At 59.9% G+C, this 16,124-nt stretch carries 10 protein-coding genes; 1 reads left to right on the forward strand and 9 read right to left on the reverse strand.

Annotation, left to right across the window (positions count from 1 at the left end; translation table 11 throughout):
• Positions 1 to 30: 30 nt before the first annotated feature.
• The 7 genes from ACQ4MJ_RS00715 to ACQ4MJ_RS00745 form a co-directional block, all read right to left on the reverse strand.
• Positions 31 to 1,425 (reverse strand): ATP-binding protein, encoded by a 1,395-nt coding sequence (locus ACQ4MJ_RS00715; RefSeq protein WP_056642864.1) that lies wholly within the window; start codon positions 1,423 to 1,425, stop codon positions 31 to 33.
• Entirely contained in the window at positions 1,422 to 3,626 is a 2,205-nt protein-coding gene (locus tag ACQ4MJ_RS00720; RefSeq protein ID WP_082564903.1) for a DDE-type integrase/transposase/recombinase, read from the reverse strand. The genes ACQ4MJ_RS00715 and ACQ4MJ_RS00720 overlap by 4 nt, the downstream gene beginning before the upstream one ends.
• Complete coding sequence (locus ACQ4MJ_RS00725) at positions 3,623 to 4,213, reverse strand: TnsA endonuclease N-terminal domain-containing protein (RefSeq protein WP_082564904.1); 591 nt, start codon at positions 4,211 to 4,213, stop codon at positions 3,623 to 3,625. The genes ACQ4MJ_RS00720 and ACQ4MJ_RS00725 overlap by 4 nt, the downstream gene beginning before the upstream one ends.
• 576 nt (positions 4,214 to 4,789) lie before the next feature.
• Positions 4,790 to 5,746 (reverse strand): arsenic resistance protein, encoded by a 957-nt coding sequence (locus tag ACQ4MJ_RS00730; RefSeq protein WP_431150767.1) that lies wholly within the window; start codon positions 5,744 to 5,746, stop codon positions 4,790 to 4,792.
• A gap of 38 nt (positions 5,747 to 5,784) precedes the next feature.
• The gene (locus ACQ4MJ_RS00735; RefSeq protein WP_431150766.1) at positions 5,785 to 6,432 is read right to left on the reverse strand and encodes a redoxin family protein; all 648 of its coding nucleotides are present in this window, start codon (positions 6,430 to 6,432) and stop codon (positions 5,785 to 5,787) included.
• Complete coding sequence (locus ACQ4MJ_RS00740; RefSeq protein WP_431150764.1) at positions 6,429 to 8,564, reverse strand: protein-disulfide reductase DsbD family protein; 2,136 nt, start codon at positions 8,562 to 8,564, stop codon at positions 6,429 to 6,431. The genes ACQ4MJ_RS00735 and ACQ4MJ_RS00740 overlap by 4 nt, the downstream gene beginning before the upstream one ends.
• Before the next feature lie 391 nt (positions 8,565 to 8,955).
• Positions 8,956 to 9,288, reverse strand: a complete 333-nt coding sequence (locus ACQ4MJ_RS00745) for a hypothetical protein (protein ID WP_431150763.1) — start codon at positions 9,286 to 9,288, stop codon at positions 8,956 to 8,958.
• A gap of 75 nt (positions 9,289 to 9,363) precedes the next feature.
• Here ACQ4MJ_RS00745 and ACQ4MJ_RS00750 point away from each other — a divergent pair, with 75 nt between their 5' ends.
• Entirely contained in the window at positions 9,364 to 9,846 is a 483-nt protein-coding gene (locus ACQ4MJ_RS00750; protein ID WP_431150762.1) for a MerR family transcriptional regulator, read from the forward strand.
• Between the two features lie 537 nt (positions 9,847 to 10,383).
• Here the strand turns inward: ACQ4MJ_RS00750 and ACQ4MJ_RS00755 are convergent.
• Both ACQ4MJ_RS00755 and ACQ4MJ_RS00760 read right to left on the reverse strand, forming a co-directional pair.
• Complete coding sequence (locus ACQ4MJ_RS00755; protein WP_431150761.1) at positions 10,384 to 15,063, reverse strand: LamG-like jellyroll fold domain-containing protein; 4,680 nt, start codon at positions 15,061 to 15,063, stop codon at positions 10,384 to 10,386.
• A gap of 196 nt (positions 15,064 to 15,259) precedes the next feature.
• A complete protein-coding gene (locus ACQ4MJ_RS00760) occupies positions 15,260 to 16,114 on the reverse strand; it encodes a class I fructose-bisphosphate aldolase (RefSeq protein ID WP_007854399.1) in 855 nt (284 codons plus the stop codon).
• Positions 16,115 to 16,124 lie beyond the last annotated feature (10 nt).

Raw genomic sequence — 16,124 nt, forward strand, 5'->3', positions numbered from 1 at the left:
TTGCTAACTCCAGTCAATCAGCAAGTAGTCTCAGCGGGCCAGCGGATCCTCTAAGGGGAGGTCAACCGGCCGAGGCGAGGCCCTTTTTTTGTTCTTTGTCGCAGCGGGACTGGGGGGCACGCTCTCTTCGTGTACATCGTCAAACTCATCGTTTTTTACCCCTTTGGGTCGAGCAGGCTCCTCTGCCCCAAGCAGGGCGCGCATAGCTTTGTACCTAGGACTGAACAGCAGATCGTCAAACATTCGAAGCTTTGCAGGGTTCTTGCTGAGCAAGGCTGCAATTGCCGGTCCAAGAAATGCCATGTCAGTCGCCGCGGTTCGCTGAAACGCAGTAGCGTCGATAATTTCGCGCCCGCCAATCTCATTGTGCTGAGATAGTGTGAACGCGAGCGCCGCGAAGGCCGTATTTCCCGCTGAGGCCGTGTACCAAGCATCAAGGATTTCTTTCGTCAGCTTTGTCTTTGTCTTGACAAACGTATAGTCCCAATACGTATCGCAGAATTCTTCCCACTGAGGGCTATTCCTTGCCATCGGCTCAATTACCAAGCTCCCGAAGGAAGCGAGTTTGCGGGTGTTTCGTACCGCTCCTTCTACGACAGCTTGGACCGCTGGTGTTGCAAGCGCCAACAAGCTAATGCCGAGCCGCTCAATGATTTCACTGAATAGGTTTAGTACAAGCTCCGCATTTTGGGCGCGCGCGCTGCGCAAATTCTGAACTTCATCAACGACAATAAAGCCCAAGGAGACAGCTGTTGCGACTTTGTTCATCAAGTCGACCATGGGCGCAATATTGCGTAGCGCTGCCGCCTTCCGCGAATAGTCGGTTCCTAGCAGTCGGTCGATCTCGTTGAAGAATTGCAGGCACAACGACTTGAGTGTTGCGTCGTGAGGCACTCTGAGAAGAACGTATACGACCTGATGGCATTTCAGATCAGCTCCGTGATAATTCGAGTGGCAAATAACCTGCTTGTATCTCAGCAAAGCTGCAGCTGCGAAAGTAGTCTTGCCTTGCCCGCTAACAGACATCATGAAGTAGCCTTTAGCCGAAGGTTTCCAGTCAGCGGGCATTGGTAGACCATTGGTTCCGGTGGTGGCAATGGCGTGCCTCCTCTGCCGGTCCATCGTAGTCAAAGGGTGGCGCGCTACATAAGTGTCGCGGGCCATCTTGGCCAGGGTGAAGCCAGCCTTTTGATATTCAGGGAAAGGGTAGACGATGTCGTTGATGGTGGACAGCTCCATCAGTCGAACGACCTCGCTACTCCTGCGAAGCGTTGCCGACGGCTTCGCTGGGTAGTGCGCGAGGTTAGTCAGAAAGTCACTTTTGCTTTGCTCCAGAGGCGGCATTGCCTCAATGAACGGATTGCCTGCAAATCGAGAAACTCCTGTATCGTGATACACCGCAGGGAATATCTCAACATCCTTCATCGCTTGCTCCTGTTTAGCTTCACTAGTTCTACCAATCGAGCCTTCTCCTCTCGCTCCACTTCACTCCAGCTTTTCCCAACGGACGCACTGGCCGTGTGCTCTTCGAACTCTGTGTGTGTTTGGGCATGCAACTTGTTTTTGAGTTTTGCGGTTTCTTGATACCTAGCTCGTTGCATATCAACATTAGGTAAACGTTCGGCGGGGGCGCTCTTATGCCGGTTGTTGACAGGCTTGGCCGCCTTTGCGGCAACCCGTACGCGTCGACTTTCATGGTCGGAGCGGGCCCAAAGGCGTGCATTGACAGCCGCGAAGGCCTCCTCCTCGTCAATTGAAATTCCTTCGCTGTCCCTTGCGTCACCAGCGCCCATCACGAAACACGGCCATTCGCCGTGTCTGCTCGCTATCATGATTACCGCTGGCTGCGTCTTGTCGAGTCGGATGTCCAGAGAAGGCCTGTTTCTGGGCGATCGCCTGATGTAGTCGATTGCGGCCTCGTTAGAGGGATGATATGCACGAGTCTTGTAGCGAAGAACACCTCCTGAAATACTCGCTTTATCTGAACTGAGTAACAGTCGGTAATAGTCTTCTTCCGTGTACGGTGCAGACCGAAGTCCCGTTATGTTTTCGAGTCCCCAAACATACGCATTTTTCGGCGTAGGTTCGATGCCGTGTTGTGTAAGGATTTTTCGACGCTTGAGGGCTTGATGGGGACGGTTGTTGTAGTCCTTCACAATTTCGATTAACGCTCGGTACGCATCCGCAAGTGTGTGCACTGCAGCAGCTTCAGCCTTACGTGCGGCCCTTCTTGATTGAGGATCTAAGGGACGGTCTGCGTAAACACCTTTCATCCCCGATGCCGCCATGCGCTGCTTGATAGTGCGGATTAGCCTCTCTACTATTGCTTTGCCGTCTGGGCATAGAGGGGGGAGTGGCGTCAGGTCGATGCGCAGATCATCGACCACGCTTTGCAACATAGATCCACTCATGAAGTCGGATCCACGATCAGGACAGATAACGGCTGGAATGCAGCCTATAGGCCATTGATTGTCAGAAACTTCTATGCCCAATCTCGAGAAGCGTTTTTCGCGAGAGGTAAATGCAATTAAGAGCGTATTGCGAACTTCCTCGTACGAAGGCGCGCGCAAAGAGATGTACGCTGAGACGACAAATCTACTCCACCGGTCAATTAGGAAGTAAATGGTTGGTTTGCCTACCACTACAGGATTTTTTTCGCTGGAGACTAGGTAGAGTCGCCCTCCGGTAGAATCGATCTCATATATTTCACCTGGACCTGCCGAAACTAGCGAGTTGGTGTTGGCAGGGTCACGACGAAGCCTGCGCTCATTTCGTGCTAAGTCTTCCGTAAGCTGCAACTCACCATTTATGTAGTAGCAAAACTGGCGATAGGTTACTGGCTCTGATATCTGTTTTTTTATGTACTGGCGATAAGTATCAGGGTGGCTCTTCTGGAAAAAAGTGCTTAAGTAGGTTTCGTGCGCAGTGGTCTTATTTGTTGGCCCCTTTCTGAGCAATTGCTTATAGCATCTGAGCATGTCGTCGACATCATCCGGAGTGACAACAAAATTATTAGGACCTAGTTCATCGCTCAGAATAGTTTTCCGGCCGCGGCGATTATTGGCCTTATCCGGAATTTCGCCATTTGCATGGTCTTTTTCACCTGACTCTTCACGACCCCTCGTGGTGCGCTTGGGGCCGCGAGGCAGTGCAACCAGTGCTATTTTTGTGCTGCCGAAGTAGTAGTAACGAAGGATGAGACGGTGCAGCGTCTTTTCCGCAACGTCTATGCTTAAAGCTCTCTCTCGAATTAAGGCGGTAAAGTGATGTCTCGATAGGTTCGTCCTATTTTCAAATGCTTGTATTACAGGCGCGATCTGGACCCATGCTGATTGAATTTTTCCTGCCTGAGAACTACCGCTTTCGGCTGGCACGGAGAGCTGTTGTGGAAGTACTATGCGACCCCATTTCGATGTAGGTGAGGTGAGCGCGCTAAGTTGATTCCAAGAATAGAAAATCGGTCGTTTGGCATACCTGGCTTCTTCGGGTGTGCCCACCCACATCGCATATACCCCATCCTCAAAAATATGAGTTAGGCGAAGATACCGACCTGGTCGTTCGGAGTCATGCAGTGCCAAGCCTACATGAAGGGTTGGCTGATTGGGTAGCGCACGAAAATCAGTCATCGCTTCTTCTGATTCAAAAACAGTGGTCGATTGAGCGCCAACGGATGACCAAGCGAGATATCTATTTGACCTGACCAAGCACAGTACCGAAACATGTCCAGCACCTGCGAATTGGGGAGTCGAAGAGTCTTGGTGAGCCTTGCCACTAACTCACTGAGCAACTCGTTGCTTTTGTAGAAGCTCTCGAAAGCAAGTAAGAAGCGTGGATCAAGTTGTGTTTCCGGATTGAAACGATGGCGAAACCACCCACGCATGAAGCGCAGGATTTCAAGTAGTGTCTTATTGAAGCGCGACGTATCTACCAACGTCCAAGGTATGCCTCGTTCTTGACACCATCTGTGCTCCACCTCTAAACGCAATCTCTTTGACGGATCGGCCGCATCTTCAGAAGTCTTAACGCTCGCTGCACGGTAGCTCTTTCCGTCCGCCGTCAGTTCCGTGATCAGAAAGTCGATCGTGAAGGGCTCCGGCAACCCTCTCTTATATATGTGTCGAACCTCAAGTTCCGTACAGAGCTCTAGAGTCCTATCCAAATCCAAGATAGGCCATTGCTCTCGAATGTCCACCACACTCTCACGACGTTCCATAAGGTACAGATAGGTGGCCTCCAGATCGGAAAGACCTTGATGCGGGCGACCCGTAACGATGCCATGCCCACCCAACGAAGTGCCGCGTGAAGGAACGTCGCGTATGTAAAGCCAAGGCAGGTACTCGGCGCCCTGGAGCAGGCCTCGTCCCCTCTTGACGCGTGCTCTTAAATGGCTGGGGTAGAGGAGGGGGTCTGGTTTCCAATGCACGCGTCCATTCTGAGGGAATCACCAAAAAAGTCCATAAAAATTGTTTAAAAAGTCCAAAACATTAGTCGAATAAGGTCCTTAATTATTCCTGGTAATTAAAGTCGTAAACCCGCAAATAAAGTCGTAAACCACGCTCTCGCATCCATGCGGGTTTGGCGCGAAGTGCGTTTTGGAAATAAAGTCGTAAACCCATGGGTGAGGGACCACAGGCTTGGACCGCTTCAGGCTGGTTGCAGTCGCTCAAACTTTGCGGTTAACTGACCGCTAAGGCCGGAACCGGACCTTGATGCCTCGAGCGCATGACGCATGCGCTGCATCAACCCAACGTTCATTTCCCCGCACACCGAAGAGATTGCCTCTCGGTTGCTATTGCTGCCCCAGCTTTGGCATCCACCGCACATAGACCAGTTCAGCCAACAGCTCCACCAAAGTCTGCGTGACGATGACTGCCGGCAGGATGGGTACCGCACCAGGCACCGCCAGAGCAAGTGGCAGTACCACGAGCGAGTTCCGAGTGCTGGCACTGAACGCAACCGAGCGCCTCGCTGGCGCTTCCAACCTGAACAGCTGCGCTACCGACCAACCGAGCAACGGGGCCAGTACGGCAAACGCGATGTAGACCGGAACCACCCGCAGCGCCGCGCCGATTGCGGGGCCTAACTGGGGGACCACCGCGGCAACCACCACAAACAACACAAGGGCGGTCGCGGGCACCGGCAACAAGCCGAGTGCCGTGGAAATGCGTGAACCGAGCTTGCTCTTGGCTGCCCAGAACTGCGTTGCTGCAGCCAGAACCAAAGGCACGGCAATAAGCCAGACGAACGCGTCAATGAAGGGCCCAGCCTGAACTAAGCGTGCCGCGTCCTCACCCAGAAAAACGCGCAGGTATCCGGGCAGCAACACCATTTGCGCGATCAGCAGAACAGGTGTCGCTGCCAGTAGCAATCGCGCATCCGCCCGGCCAAGATGAGCAAACGTGACCACGTAGTCGATGCAAGGCGTCAGCAGCACCAGCAGTACGCCTAGCCGAAGCATAGGATCGGCCGGCAGAAGTTGGATGAGTAGCCCAACCAGCAATGGGATGAGCACAAAGTTGGCAACCAGTAGGCTCCCCAAAAACCTAACTTGGCCAAATGCGCGCTTGAGTTCCGCCATAGGAACCTGAAGAAACGTCACATACAACATCACGGCCAGGGCCGGATTGATCGCACGTTCCAACGCCCCTGTTCCAGAAACACTCAACGCTACAACGCCGGCAACAACAACCGTCCCGAAGTAAATCCAAATCTGCTGCCGTTCCAGCGTGTCTCTCACGTGTTGCATTTGCCAGGGCTCTTGGTGTGTCAGTGATGTAGCGAAGGTTACCCCGCCGGGATGAACAGATTCTTTACCTTATCACCCCACCCATAGTGAATGCTGCAACCATAGGCCTGTGACTTCGGTTTGCTCACAGACTTGCCTGCCATCGATTCATCCAGTGCCTGGGATACATAGTTGGTGGCCGTTTTGATGTCGTCCGGGTTCGTGCTGGCCTTGCTGTCGATTGCGCCTGCATAGATCACCTTGCCCTGCGGATCAATCACGAACATGTGAGGCGTTGCGCGGGCTCCGTAGCTCTTGCCGAGCGTGCCCGCGCCGTCAAGCACTACCGCCGTTGGCGATGCTCCTTTGTCGTTCAGCCACTTGGGGTGCCCTGTTTCTGCTTTTTTGTCTCCGGGCTCCCTCGCGTCAGAGTTGATGGATATCCAAACGACCCCCTTGGACATGGCGGCCTTTTGTGTGGCTGGCATGTTGCCGCTGTTGTAGTGCTTTTGCACGAAAGGGCAGCTCGGGTTAAACCATTCCAGAACAACATGCTTGCCGGCGAAGTCAGCCAGCCGCACCGGTTTGCCCTGCACATCCACCGTCTGGAAGGCTGGGGCAGCTTGCCCGACGACAGCCTGGGCGTGGGCGGCAGGGATTGCGGAAAACGCCAGAAGAATGGCGGTAGTGGTGATGAGGTGCTTCATAGGGACTCCTTGGTGATGGGGGACACGACAGGCCAATGCGCTGTGGCCTCGCGAACTTTGGTAATGGTCAGAATTTCGGGGAGCAGGCTGGCCTGCGCTGCGCCAGGGCTGTACAAGGCATAGACGGGCACGCCGCTGCGGCCCAGTCGAGCCAGCTCTTGAGTGATAACCGGATCGCGGTTCGTCCAATCGGCACGCAAAAGCCGCACGCCTTTGCTGCCAAGCTCTGCCTGCAGGGCTGCATCGTTCAGCGTCGTCCGTTTGTTGACCTGGCAGGTGACGCACCAGGCTGCTGTGAAGTCCACGAACACCGGTTGTCCGGCAGCACGTGCCTCGGCGACTGCCTGCGGCGTCCACTCCTGCCAGGCGGATGCGGCTTTGATCGCACTGCTAGACGCCATTGGCTCTGGTTTGGTGCCCATGAAAGGCCAGGCCAACACTACGGCCGCAGCGACCATCAATCCGCCTGCAAGCTTGTACAAAACCGCGCTGCGGGCACTGACGCCGTTCAGCCCATAGGTCCAAGCTCCAAATGCCACTGCAACCAGTAATGCAAGCAGCGCCGCCGCGCCGTCCACGCCCACTTGCTGAGCCAGCACCCAGACTAGCCACACGACGGTGGAAAACATCGGGAAGGCCATAAGCACCTTGAACCGGACCATCCATGCGCCGGGACGCGGCAGCAGCTGGGATAGCCCCGGCCATGCACTGGCCAGCAGGTACGGCGCGGCCATGCCAAGGCCCAGGGATGCGAATACCGCAAGTGCTTGTGGCAATGGCATGGTGAGTGCGGCCCCCAGCGCCACACCCATGAACGGCGCGGTGCAGGGTGAGGCCACGCCGACAGCCAACACCCCAGTCAATCCATGGTCCAGTAGAGGACTACGCGCCCGCATCAATGCCACCCCACCAGGGAGGAACGACCCGAACTCAAACACGCCCAGCAGGTTGAGCGCGATGAGGGTGAACAAGACCGCCAGTGCCGCCACGACCCAGGGCGACTGAAGCTGGAACCCCCAGCCCAACGCTTCGCCGCCAGCGCGCAGTGCCAGAAGCAAGCCTGCCAGCGCGACGAACGACAGGACAACACCCACCGTGTAGGCCAGGCCACCTGCGATCAGCGCCTTCCGGTCATCGGCATGCTGCGCGAAAGACAGCACCTTGAGCGACAAGATGGGAAACACGCATGGCATCAGGTTGAGCAGTAGTCCTCCGCCGAAGGCCAGCGCCAGCGCCACCGGCAGCCCTGCCGGTGCATCGGGTACGGCTTGTTCCAGCGCGGGGGGCGTCGCATTTGCCGAGCCAGTGTCGCTCCAGCCGGAGACGGCGAAGTTGATGGCTATGCCGGCTACGTTGCCCGGCCGCGTGAGAACGGCGTTCATGGTCTGCGGACTTTCGCTGCGCTGCCCGGACAGCGGCACGCGCAACACGATATCGCTGCCTTGATGCGACACGGCGACGGAGCCTGCCGGTTCAACAACACCGGGCTCTTCGGGGAAAAACTCGACCACATCGCCGGTCCAACTCGCAGGCATGCCGCGCGTGGTAACGGTCAACACATTGCCATCAACCCGGCCTTGTGCTTCAACACCCGCAAGCCGCTGCGGCTGGGAAGCGAGCGCTTTGGCGAACTGAGTGGCATGCCCAATGGACGGTGCATTGGTGGGAACCAGCAATTCAAACTCACCTGATTGCGGGATGCACTCTTGTTTGCACACCAGCCAATCGGCTTTGAGCTTCAGCTTAGCTGTTGAACTGGCTGCGTCGTCCGTGATTGCTAACGGTACGGGCAGCAGCAAGGTGCCGTCGTATCCATAGTTGGCCAACGAACCGATGACCATGCGCTTCGGCGTCGGCCATTGAATGTCGCCCGCAGTGGCACCGACCGTCTCCCAAGTGAGCTGCGTGGGAAGGCCGGAGTCTCCCGAGTTCTTCCAGTAGGTGTGCCATTCACGCTGGTGCTCGATGAGCAACCCGGCCCAGGCCGCCTTGCCTGCGCGCAGCCCGTCAGGTGCATGCACCACCAATTGCGCGCGCACCTGCGGCGTGGTCACCACGGCCTTCGCTGCAGCGGCAATTGGCATGCCCGCCAGCAGCAAGAGCCAGAGCATCACGTGTCGAAATTGAGTCATGGGAGTGAGGGGGTACAAGACGACTACGCGGCGCAACCGCACCCGCTTCCGGCGCAGCCTCTGGCCGGGGCTAAAGACGCTGCACCCCTGAAATGCTTGTGGAGCAAGGCGGCGGAGTCGGCTGAAGCCTGCGGTGCGGTGATTGCAAGTTCTACGTGGGCAGCTGCTTCGTTCAGGTCGAAGGTGAGGAACGGGCAGCACTGGCTTTCCTGCGCCACGATGTCCCGGAGTTCGGCCGCTGCCTTTGGCGCGTATCGCAGCCGAAGGGTGGGCCCGTCTTGCCGCTCGGACAACAAGTAGCGTTCAGCCAAGAGGGAAATGCGTGCAAGCCTGGCCGTGAGGCTGTCTGTGTTCAGCGTGCAGGCAAGGAGACCGTTAGATGCGCTTGTCATCACCGGGTCTCGCCTGTCGAGGCCTTCGGCGTGCCGCTGCAGCCGCATGAGCCGGAAGCTTGGAGCGCGTTGCTCGGGGAGATCACGTCAGGGGCGCAAGCCTTTCCAGTGCGCTGCCGCCGGAAGAGCCAAAGCCCGAGCGCCACTGCAAACGCGGCGGCGACACCTAGCACTGGAGCCATGTATTCGCGGCTCGAGGTCAATCGTTCCCAATCCAGACCGACGACGCCAGCCACTGACAGACCCGAGATGATGGGTACGAGCAGGGGAACGGCACAGCATGCCGCACACGCGCCCGCCAGGCCGATGGTGGTCAGAAGAGGCTTCTTCATTGCGATTCCTTTGCGAGAGCAGTTCAGATAGACTGACTCTAGAACCTCAAGCGGCTTGAGATGCAAGGACTTTCGATGAATACCCCTTCCGCGCAATTGACCATCGGGGCGCTGGCGGAGCGCACCGGGCTAAATGTTTCCGCGATCCGGTACTACGAGGAAGTCGGCCTGATCCCCGAAGCGATGCGTCGCCCTAGCGGCCACCGGGTGTACGGCGCAGACGCTCAGGAACTGCTAACGCTAATCCGACATTGCCGTGACTTTGGTTTTTCCGTCGAGGACACCAGAGCCTTGGTAAACCTCGCATCCAGCGACGATACGGACTGCGTGGAGGCCAGGGAAATCGCGCAGGTGCACCTTGATACCGTGCGCGACAAACTGGCCGAACTGCTGGCGCTAGAGCGCAGCCTGAGCAAGTTTGTGACTGCCTGCACTGCTCAGTGTGTTGGGGGTCCGGCACCGAAATGCACAATTCTCAAGGACTTGAGCCTCAGTGATTCCGCGCTAGAGGCTAAGCGAGCGCTGGACGCTGCAACATCAACTCGTTGCTGTGGTTAGTAGTAAGGCAACGTATTCAGAGGATGGTAGATCGGGCTGCAGCTTCGCTCCTGGAGAGTGCGGGCGGATGGTCACCTGCCCAACTAGGAGAGAGATCGGCAACGACTGCTATGGGCTAACACCGTGAATTCGGTGTGCCACTTCCACTGACTGCAATCGCTGCAAAACGATCGTTGGGTCCATCCTGTGTTTCGCGATGTGCGTGAAAGTCGCTTCTAAACAGGGGCCGTAGCGCCCTCCTAAAAATGGGCTCCGCCTGCTCCAGCCCCTGTGTCGGGTGATTCAACACACCCAGCCAGACCTGAATCACATCGGTCACCATCCGCCTGAAGCAACTCCCCAACTCCCAAGCAACCTTTGCCATTTGGAAACCATACGCACCAGAACTCGGCATCTTTGCTGTTTTGATTTTCAGGGTACAGAGTTGATTCTCACGATCAAGATGCTGAAAACAGCCCGTCGCGAGCGCCCGGGTTCCACGCAGCGTTGCTATTTGCCTCTCCACAGCTGTTGCATGGTCCCTGGCGCAATGATTGGTTAGGGCAATTGAACCCAGTTCTGGTTGTTGCCGCCGTTGCAGGTCCAGGTCAGAAGGGGAGTGTCCTGCGCCGTCGCATTGTTGGGCACGTCCAGGCAAGCGCCTGAGGCGCGGTTGCGTAGAGTAGAGCTCACTAGCGACCACTGCGCCGTGTTGCCCGCGCTGCAGGCCAGCTGCACCACGCTGGCGCCGCTCGCTGCGGCGCTGTCCTGCGCCAGACACAGGTTGCTGTGCCGCGCCACCAACTGCACATAGCCGCCTGCCCCGCTGCGCACCGTGAAGGTTTCGTTGTTGGCCGTGCCGCAGGGCCATTGGATGGCCACTGCACCAGCATTGGCCGAGGCCCCACGGATGTTGACGCACAGGTTGCTGTGGTTGGAGCGCAGGCGGGTGGTGTACTCGGCCGTGGCGTCCAGCGAACGCACGTAGGCAGCCAGTGCCTGCTGGTCGGCGGCGGGCAAGCCGGCGGCGTTGCCGTGCCCATCGGTGATCACATCCAGCACGCTGGCCTTCTGCCCGTTGTGGAGGTAGGACTTGGCCGTCCAGCTGCCCAGCAGGGTGGGCGTGTCAAAGCCCACACCGGGCAGTGGCTGGTTAGCCCCTTTGCCGGACGAGGGCTGGATGCTGCCCACATCGTGCCGAAGTCCATCCTGGAAAGTCCCGCCCGCATGGCAACTGGCGCAGTTGGCGTTTGCGAACAGGGTCTGCCCGCGCGCAGCCTCCACCGTGAGGCTGCCATCGGCGGCGCGCGCCGGGCTGCGCAGGTACTTGTTGAGCGATGCCAGGTAGGCGGCCAGGTCATCGAGCTGCGCATTGCGGCCGGCCTTGGGTGTGCCCAGTGGGTCGCTGGTCGCGGCAAAGTCCGCGTCGCTCAAGAAGCCGGTGCCGCCGAAGGCGCTGCGCATGTCGTTCTCGAAGTCCTGCACCTCGTCGAAGTTGGCGCTCCAGTGCAGCTTGCCGTGGCCGGTGCCGCGCCGGCCTTGCAGGCTTATGGTGCGGCGCAGGCCCTCGCCGCGTTGGGTGAAATCCCAGACCATGCCGTCGTCGCCACCGTCGGCGTGGCAGCTCGCGCAAGACATGTAGTTGTCCTTGCTCATGCGCCGGTCGGCGGCGTTATAAAACACCAGCTTGCCGCGCAGAGCGGCCGCTGCCATGGGCTCCTGCGCCACCGTGGCGATGTTCTGCAGGAACACGGCTGCCGCGCTGCGCGAGGCCAGCACGTCAGCCACATCGTGCACGGTGACCGAGCGCGCGAGGAAGTTGTTCACGAACAATCGCTTGCGTGTGGCGTCCAGGTACAGGCCGTGCGGCGCGCTGCTGGCCTTTATCTCGCCGCGCACAGCGCGGGTGTAGGCATCGACGATGGCGATGTTGTTACCCTCCATCTGCGCGACGAACAGGTAGTCGCCCGCAGGGGAGAAGAGGGCGGCGCGCGCGGGGGCCCGGTCGTCGAAGTCGATCTGCTCTGGCAGCAGGTGCGTGGCCTGGGTCAGATCCACCTGCGAGAGGATGGAGCGCACCGTCTGGTCGTGCAGCAGGTCGTTGCCGTCGCGGAAGCGCCCGCGCACAATGTTGTCCTTCTTGCCCGGCAGCACTGCGCGCGAGCCATCGGGCGAGATCACCACCTGGCTCAGGTAGTTGGCCACGCCGCGCGCGCTGTTCTCGGTGTCCACTGTAGTCGTGTCCACAGGCAGAGCGATGGTGGACAGCAGTTGCATGCCATTGAGATTCACCTTGTGCAACTGGCCGCCCGTCATCGTCGACTTGAAGCGTGTGATGTAGGCAGTTTGAGAGTCTGCCGCCACTGCAATGCCGCGCAGGTCGCCTTCGAGCGCCAGTGTTCCCGTGATGCTGCCGTTGGCCGGATCGAAGGTGAGCAGGGTAGATTTGCTTTCCAGCGAGAGCAGTCCCTTGCCGCCGTTGGGGGTGAACGCCACGCCATAGGGGCCGCTGCCATAGGCCAGCGCAATGGTCGCGGAGATGCTGCCATCGGCTGGGTTCAAGGCCACGAGCTTGTCCTCGCCCTGCACGGTGACCCAGAGACGGCCGTCCGGCCCGCGTGCCAAGGTCTTGGGCTCGTCGCCCACGCGGGTTTCCCAGCGCTTGGTCAGGGCCGTGGCGTCGATGGCCGCGACCGTGCCGCTGTCCGGGTTCACCGTGTAGATGCTGTTGGCGTCGCCGACGATGTTGCTTGAATGCGTGGGTGCCGTGGCCGTGGTCGGGAAGGTCACCGTCACGTTGTAGGTGTAGAAGGTCTCCAGGCCCGCTGCGTCGCGCACCGTCAGGGTCACGGTGTAGTGGCCGGGGCGGTTGTAGCTGTAGGTGGTGTTGGCCTGGGACGAGAAGGCGGTCTGCGTGCCGTTGCCGAAGTTCCAGCGGTAGGTGACGCCCGTGCCACCGCCCAGCCGGGTGGGGGCGAAGTTCATCTGCCCGTTCACCAGCTGCGGCCCGCCGCTCACGCCCGCATCGCCTATGATGGCCTGCGAGCGCAGCTGCGCGACATCGGCATCGCTGAGAACACGCCCGTAGATGCGCACATCGGCCAGGCTTCCGCGGAAGAAGTCGGCGTTGCCCTGGATCTGCCCGAGCAGCGCGAACTTGTTGGACAGGCCCTTGGTGCCGGTGAGGCCTGTCGAGCTGGTCTTGGCGCCGTCGATGTACAGCGTCTGTGCGCCTGAGGCCGCGTCGCGCGTCATCACCACGTGGTGCCAGTTGCCATCGTTCACCGCAGCAGTGGAGCGGGTGCCGGGGTTGTTGCCCGCCGCGTTGCCCACCGAGAGGTTCATGCGGCCGGTGTTGTCGATCCAGCCCCAGAACACGTCGTCCGCGCCGCCGGACTGGTCGCGCCCGAAGATGCCGGGCGCAGTCCAGGCGGTGGCCGAACCGTTCTGCGTGGTCTTCATGTAGAACGCCAGCGAGGCTGTGCCACCCAGGGCGGTGGCCACACCATCGTTCTTGAGCTGCACGCCGCCGGTGCGCTGCGCAAAATTCAGGCCGATGCTGCCGAACTGGTCGGCTGCCGAGGCCGTGCCATTGTTGGCGCTGATCTCATCGGCAAGCCCGCTGGTCAGAGGCCAGTGGTTCATCAGGCTGATGTCGGTGGCGTTGCCGGTGTGGAACACGGAACGGTACTGACTGGCGATGGCATTGCCTGCATAGTCTTTCACGCCGCCTGCGGGGAGCAGGATTTCATAGGTGGTGCCTGCTGCCAGGGGTTGCGCGGGGTGGAAATTGATGATGCCCAGTTGCACGCTGTAGGTACCTTGCAGAGTGTTGCCATTGACAGGGCGCACGATGAAGGTGCTCGCGTTCACGCTCTCGGGCAGGATGCTGTCCGTCAGACCTACGCCGATGCGCGAGGTCAGCGCCTGCTGCTTGGCGCCTTGGGTGGGCGATGTTTGCTTGACCGCAGGCGGTGTGGTGTCGCGTGTTGTCTCGTGCACGATGAAGCCGCTGCCCGAGCCGTGGTCGTTGCCGATGAACAGCAGGTTGCCCATGGGCGCCACCTGGCCGTGGTCGGAGTGCGAGTACTCGGGGTCGTTGGTGGCGAACAGGCTGCCCTGGCCCACCTCGACATGGTTGAGTGGGTTGCTCACGTCCACCTTGTGCACCTTGAACTGCGCGCCCTGGAACACGTAGTGGTCCTGCATGCCGCAGTACAGCTGCTCGTCGATGACCAGGCGGTTGTCCTCCACCACGAACTGCGTGCGGTCGGACAGGTCGTAGCTGTACATCTTGGCGCCGCCACCGCGCGCCGAAGCATGCAGATTCTTGCCGTCGAAGCAGGTGGCGTAGTAGTTGGGGTTGGAGCCCACGTTGTCCAGCACCTTGGGGTTGAGCGGGTCGGAGATGTCCAGGCTCGCAAAACCATCGGTGTTGTCCATCGAGGTCAGCACCATGTGGTTGCCCATGGTGAAGATGGGCCCGACGCGAAAGCCCCCGAGCTCGCCGGTGGGCACGGGGTTGGGTTTGCCCGCACCGCGATTTGCGATCACGGCGTTGGCCGGGTCGCTGGCATCGACGATGTAGACGCCGTCGTTGGCCGAGGCCACGTAGACGTAAGGGGCCTGCCACCACAGCTGCCAGGCCACGTTGGCGTAGTCGCCGCCATTGACGGTGGGCAGCGCCAGCTTCTTGACCTGCTGGATGTTGTTGATGTCGGTGAAGTCCCAGAACTCGATGCCCTTGATGCTGGGCACCACCACGTACTGGCGACCATTGATCTTGGCCGTGCCGAAGGCGTGCGCCTCGCGGAACTCCTTTGTACGGCCCTCGGGCTCGTAGATCTTCTTGACGAGCACGATGGCGCGCGGGTTGGACACGTCGTAGAGCAAAAATCCGCCGGGGCCTAAGCCGCTGTCGGGTGCGAAGGAGGTCAGGAAATAGCCGTTGAGCATGATGCCCACGTTCAGCCCGTAGTCCTTGCGGCCGGGGTAGGTGGCCGGCACGTCGCCCGAGGCGCGGGTGATCATGGAGACCGGCTTGAACAGCTCGGTCGAGGTGTAGGTGAGATTGCCCAGGCCCGGCCCCTGCAGCGGCAGCGGAACCTCGGCGGCCTGTGTGACCGCAGCCGCCATGGTGGTGAGGGTGGTCATGGGGTTGACCCCCGTGATCGCCGCATGCGTGAGCAAGGTGGCGAACGGCAACAGCAGTGCCATCAGGTAATACCGGATTTTCATCGTCGTCTCCTGTGTGTGGTTCTTGGTGAACCTTCTTCCTCGATCTTTCCGACAGCCTTTCGAAGGCGCGCGCAGGCACGCCGGCCGGTGGCATCACCCCCACCGGCCGCAGGGCTCTTTCTCCTGGGCTCCCTCTCTGTTTTTCTTTTCTGTTCTCTTCAGCGCGCAGCCTCCTGCGCGTGGTGCTTTCGCTGCGTCAGGATGCGTGCGTTCCCGTGCTGTAGATGTCCCAGGCGGCGGCCGCGCTGGCGCCGCGGTGGATCATGGCCATCAGCGCATCGACCACGGCCGATGGTTTCGCGTGCTGGTACACGTTGCGGCCGTAGACCATGCCCACGGCCCCCTGGTCCAGCAGCACGCGCGAGCGCGCGAACACCTGTTGCAGGTCCTCGCGGCCGCCGCCGCGCACCAGCACCGGACAGCGCGCGGCCTGCACTACGCGGTGGAATTCGGCGGGGTCGGTGGTCGGGTCGGCCTTCACGATGTCGGCGCCCATCTCGCGCGCCAGGCGCACCAGGGTGACGATCTTCTCTGCGTCGCCGTCGACCATGTAGCCGCCCTGGTCGCTGTGCGGGCGCATCACCAGCGGCTCGATCATCAGCGGCATGCCGTAGCGGTCGCAGTCGGCGCGCACGCGCGCGATGTTCTGCACGCACTGGCGGAACAGGTCGGGTTCATTGGGCAGCATGAACAGGTTGACCACCACGCAGGCTGCATCGCGCTGCACGGCCGGCAGCACCGGGTCGTGCTCGTTCTGCAGCAGGGCCCACATCACGCGGTGGGCGGTGGCGTTGTAGGGGTTGCCCATGTCGATGCGCATCACCAGCGCCGGCTTGTTGCGGCCCGGGCGGTCCTGCAGCAGGTCGGCCTGTCCGTAGTTGAGCTGGATGGCATCGGGCGCGGCGGCCACGAGCTTGTCCATCACCTGGGGCATGTCTTCCAGGCCGTTGAGGAAGCTGGGCTCGTTGCACACGCCATGGTCGAGCGCGATGTCCAGGCAGCGGCCGTTGGTGAGCAGGCGGTTCAGGCGTGCGGTCTTGTCTTTCGACATACGAAGAAGT

The sequence above is a fragment of the Acidovorax facilis genome, from assembly GCF_050626955.1.
GTDB classification, from domain to species: Bacteria; Pseudomonadota; Gammaproteobacteria; order Burkholderiales; family Burkholderiaceae_C; genus Acidovorax; species Acidovorax facilis.

Coding starts and splice junctions, on each gene's coding strand:
- ACQ4MJ_RS00715 (WP_056642864.1), bottom strand. CDS start 1,425: ATGAAGGATGTTGAGATATTCCCTGCGGTGTATCACGATACAGGAGTT.
- ACQ4MJ_RS00720 (WP_082564903.1), bottom strand. CDS start 3,626: ATGACTGATTTTCGTGCGCTACCCAATCAGCCAACCCTTCATGTAGGC.
- ACQ4MJ_RS00725 (WP_082564904.1), bottom strand. CDS start 4,213: ATGGAACGTCGTGAGAGTGTGGTGGACATTCGAGAGCAATGGCCTATC.
- ACQ4MJ_RS00730 (WP_431150767.1), bottom strand. CDS start 5,746: ATGCAACACGTGAGAGACACGCTGGAACGGCAGCAGATTTGGATTTAC.
- ACQ4MJ_RS00735 (WP_431150766.1), bottom strand. CDS start 6,432: ATGAAGCACCTCATCACCACTACCGCCATTCTTCTGGCGTTTTCCGCA.
- ACQ4MJ_RS00740 (WP_431150764.1), bottom strand. CDS start 8,564: ATGACTCAATTTCGACACGTGATGCTCTGGCTCTTGCTGCTGGCGGGC.
- ACQ4MJ_RS00745 (WP_431150763.1), bottom strand. CDS start 9,288: ATGAAGAAGCCTCTTCTGACCACCATCGGCCTGGCGGGCGCGTGTGCG.
- ACQ4MJ_RS00750 (WP_431150762.1), top strand. CDS start 9,364: ATGAATACCCCTTCCGCGCAATTGACCATCGGGGCGCTGGCGGAGCGC.
- ACQ4MJ_RS00755 (WP_431150761.1), bottom strand. CDS start 15,063: ATGAAAATCCGGTATTACCTGATGGCACTGCTGTTGCCGTTCGCCACC.
- ACQ4MJ_RS00760 (WP_007854399.1), bottom strand. CDS start 16,114: ATGTCGAAAGACAAGACCGCACGCCTGAACCGCCTGCTCACCAACGGC.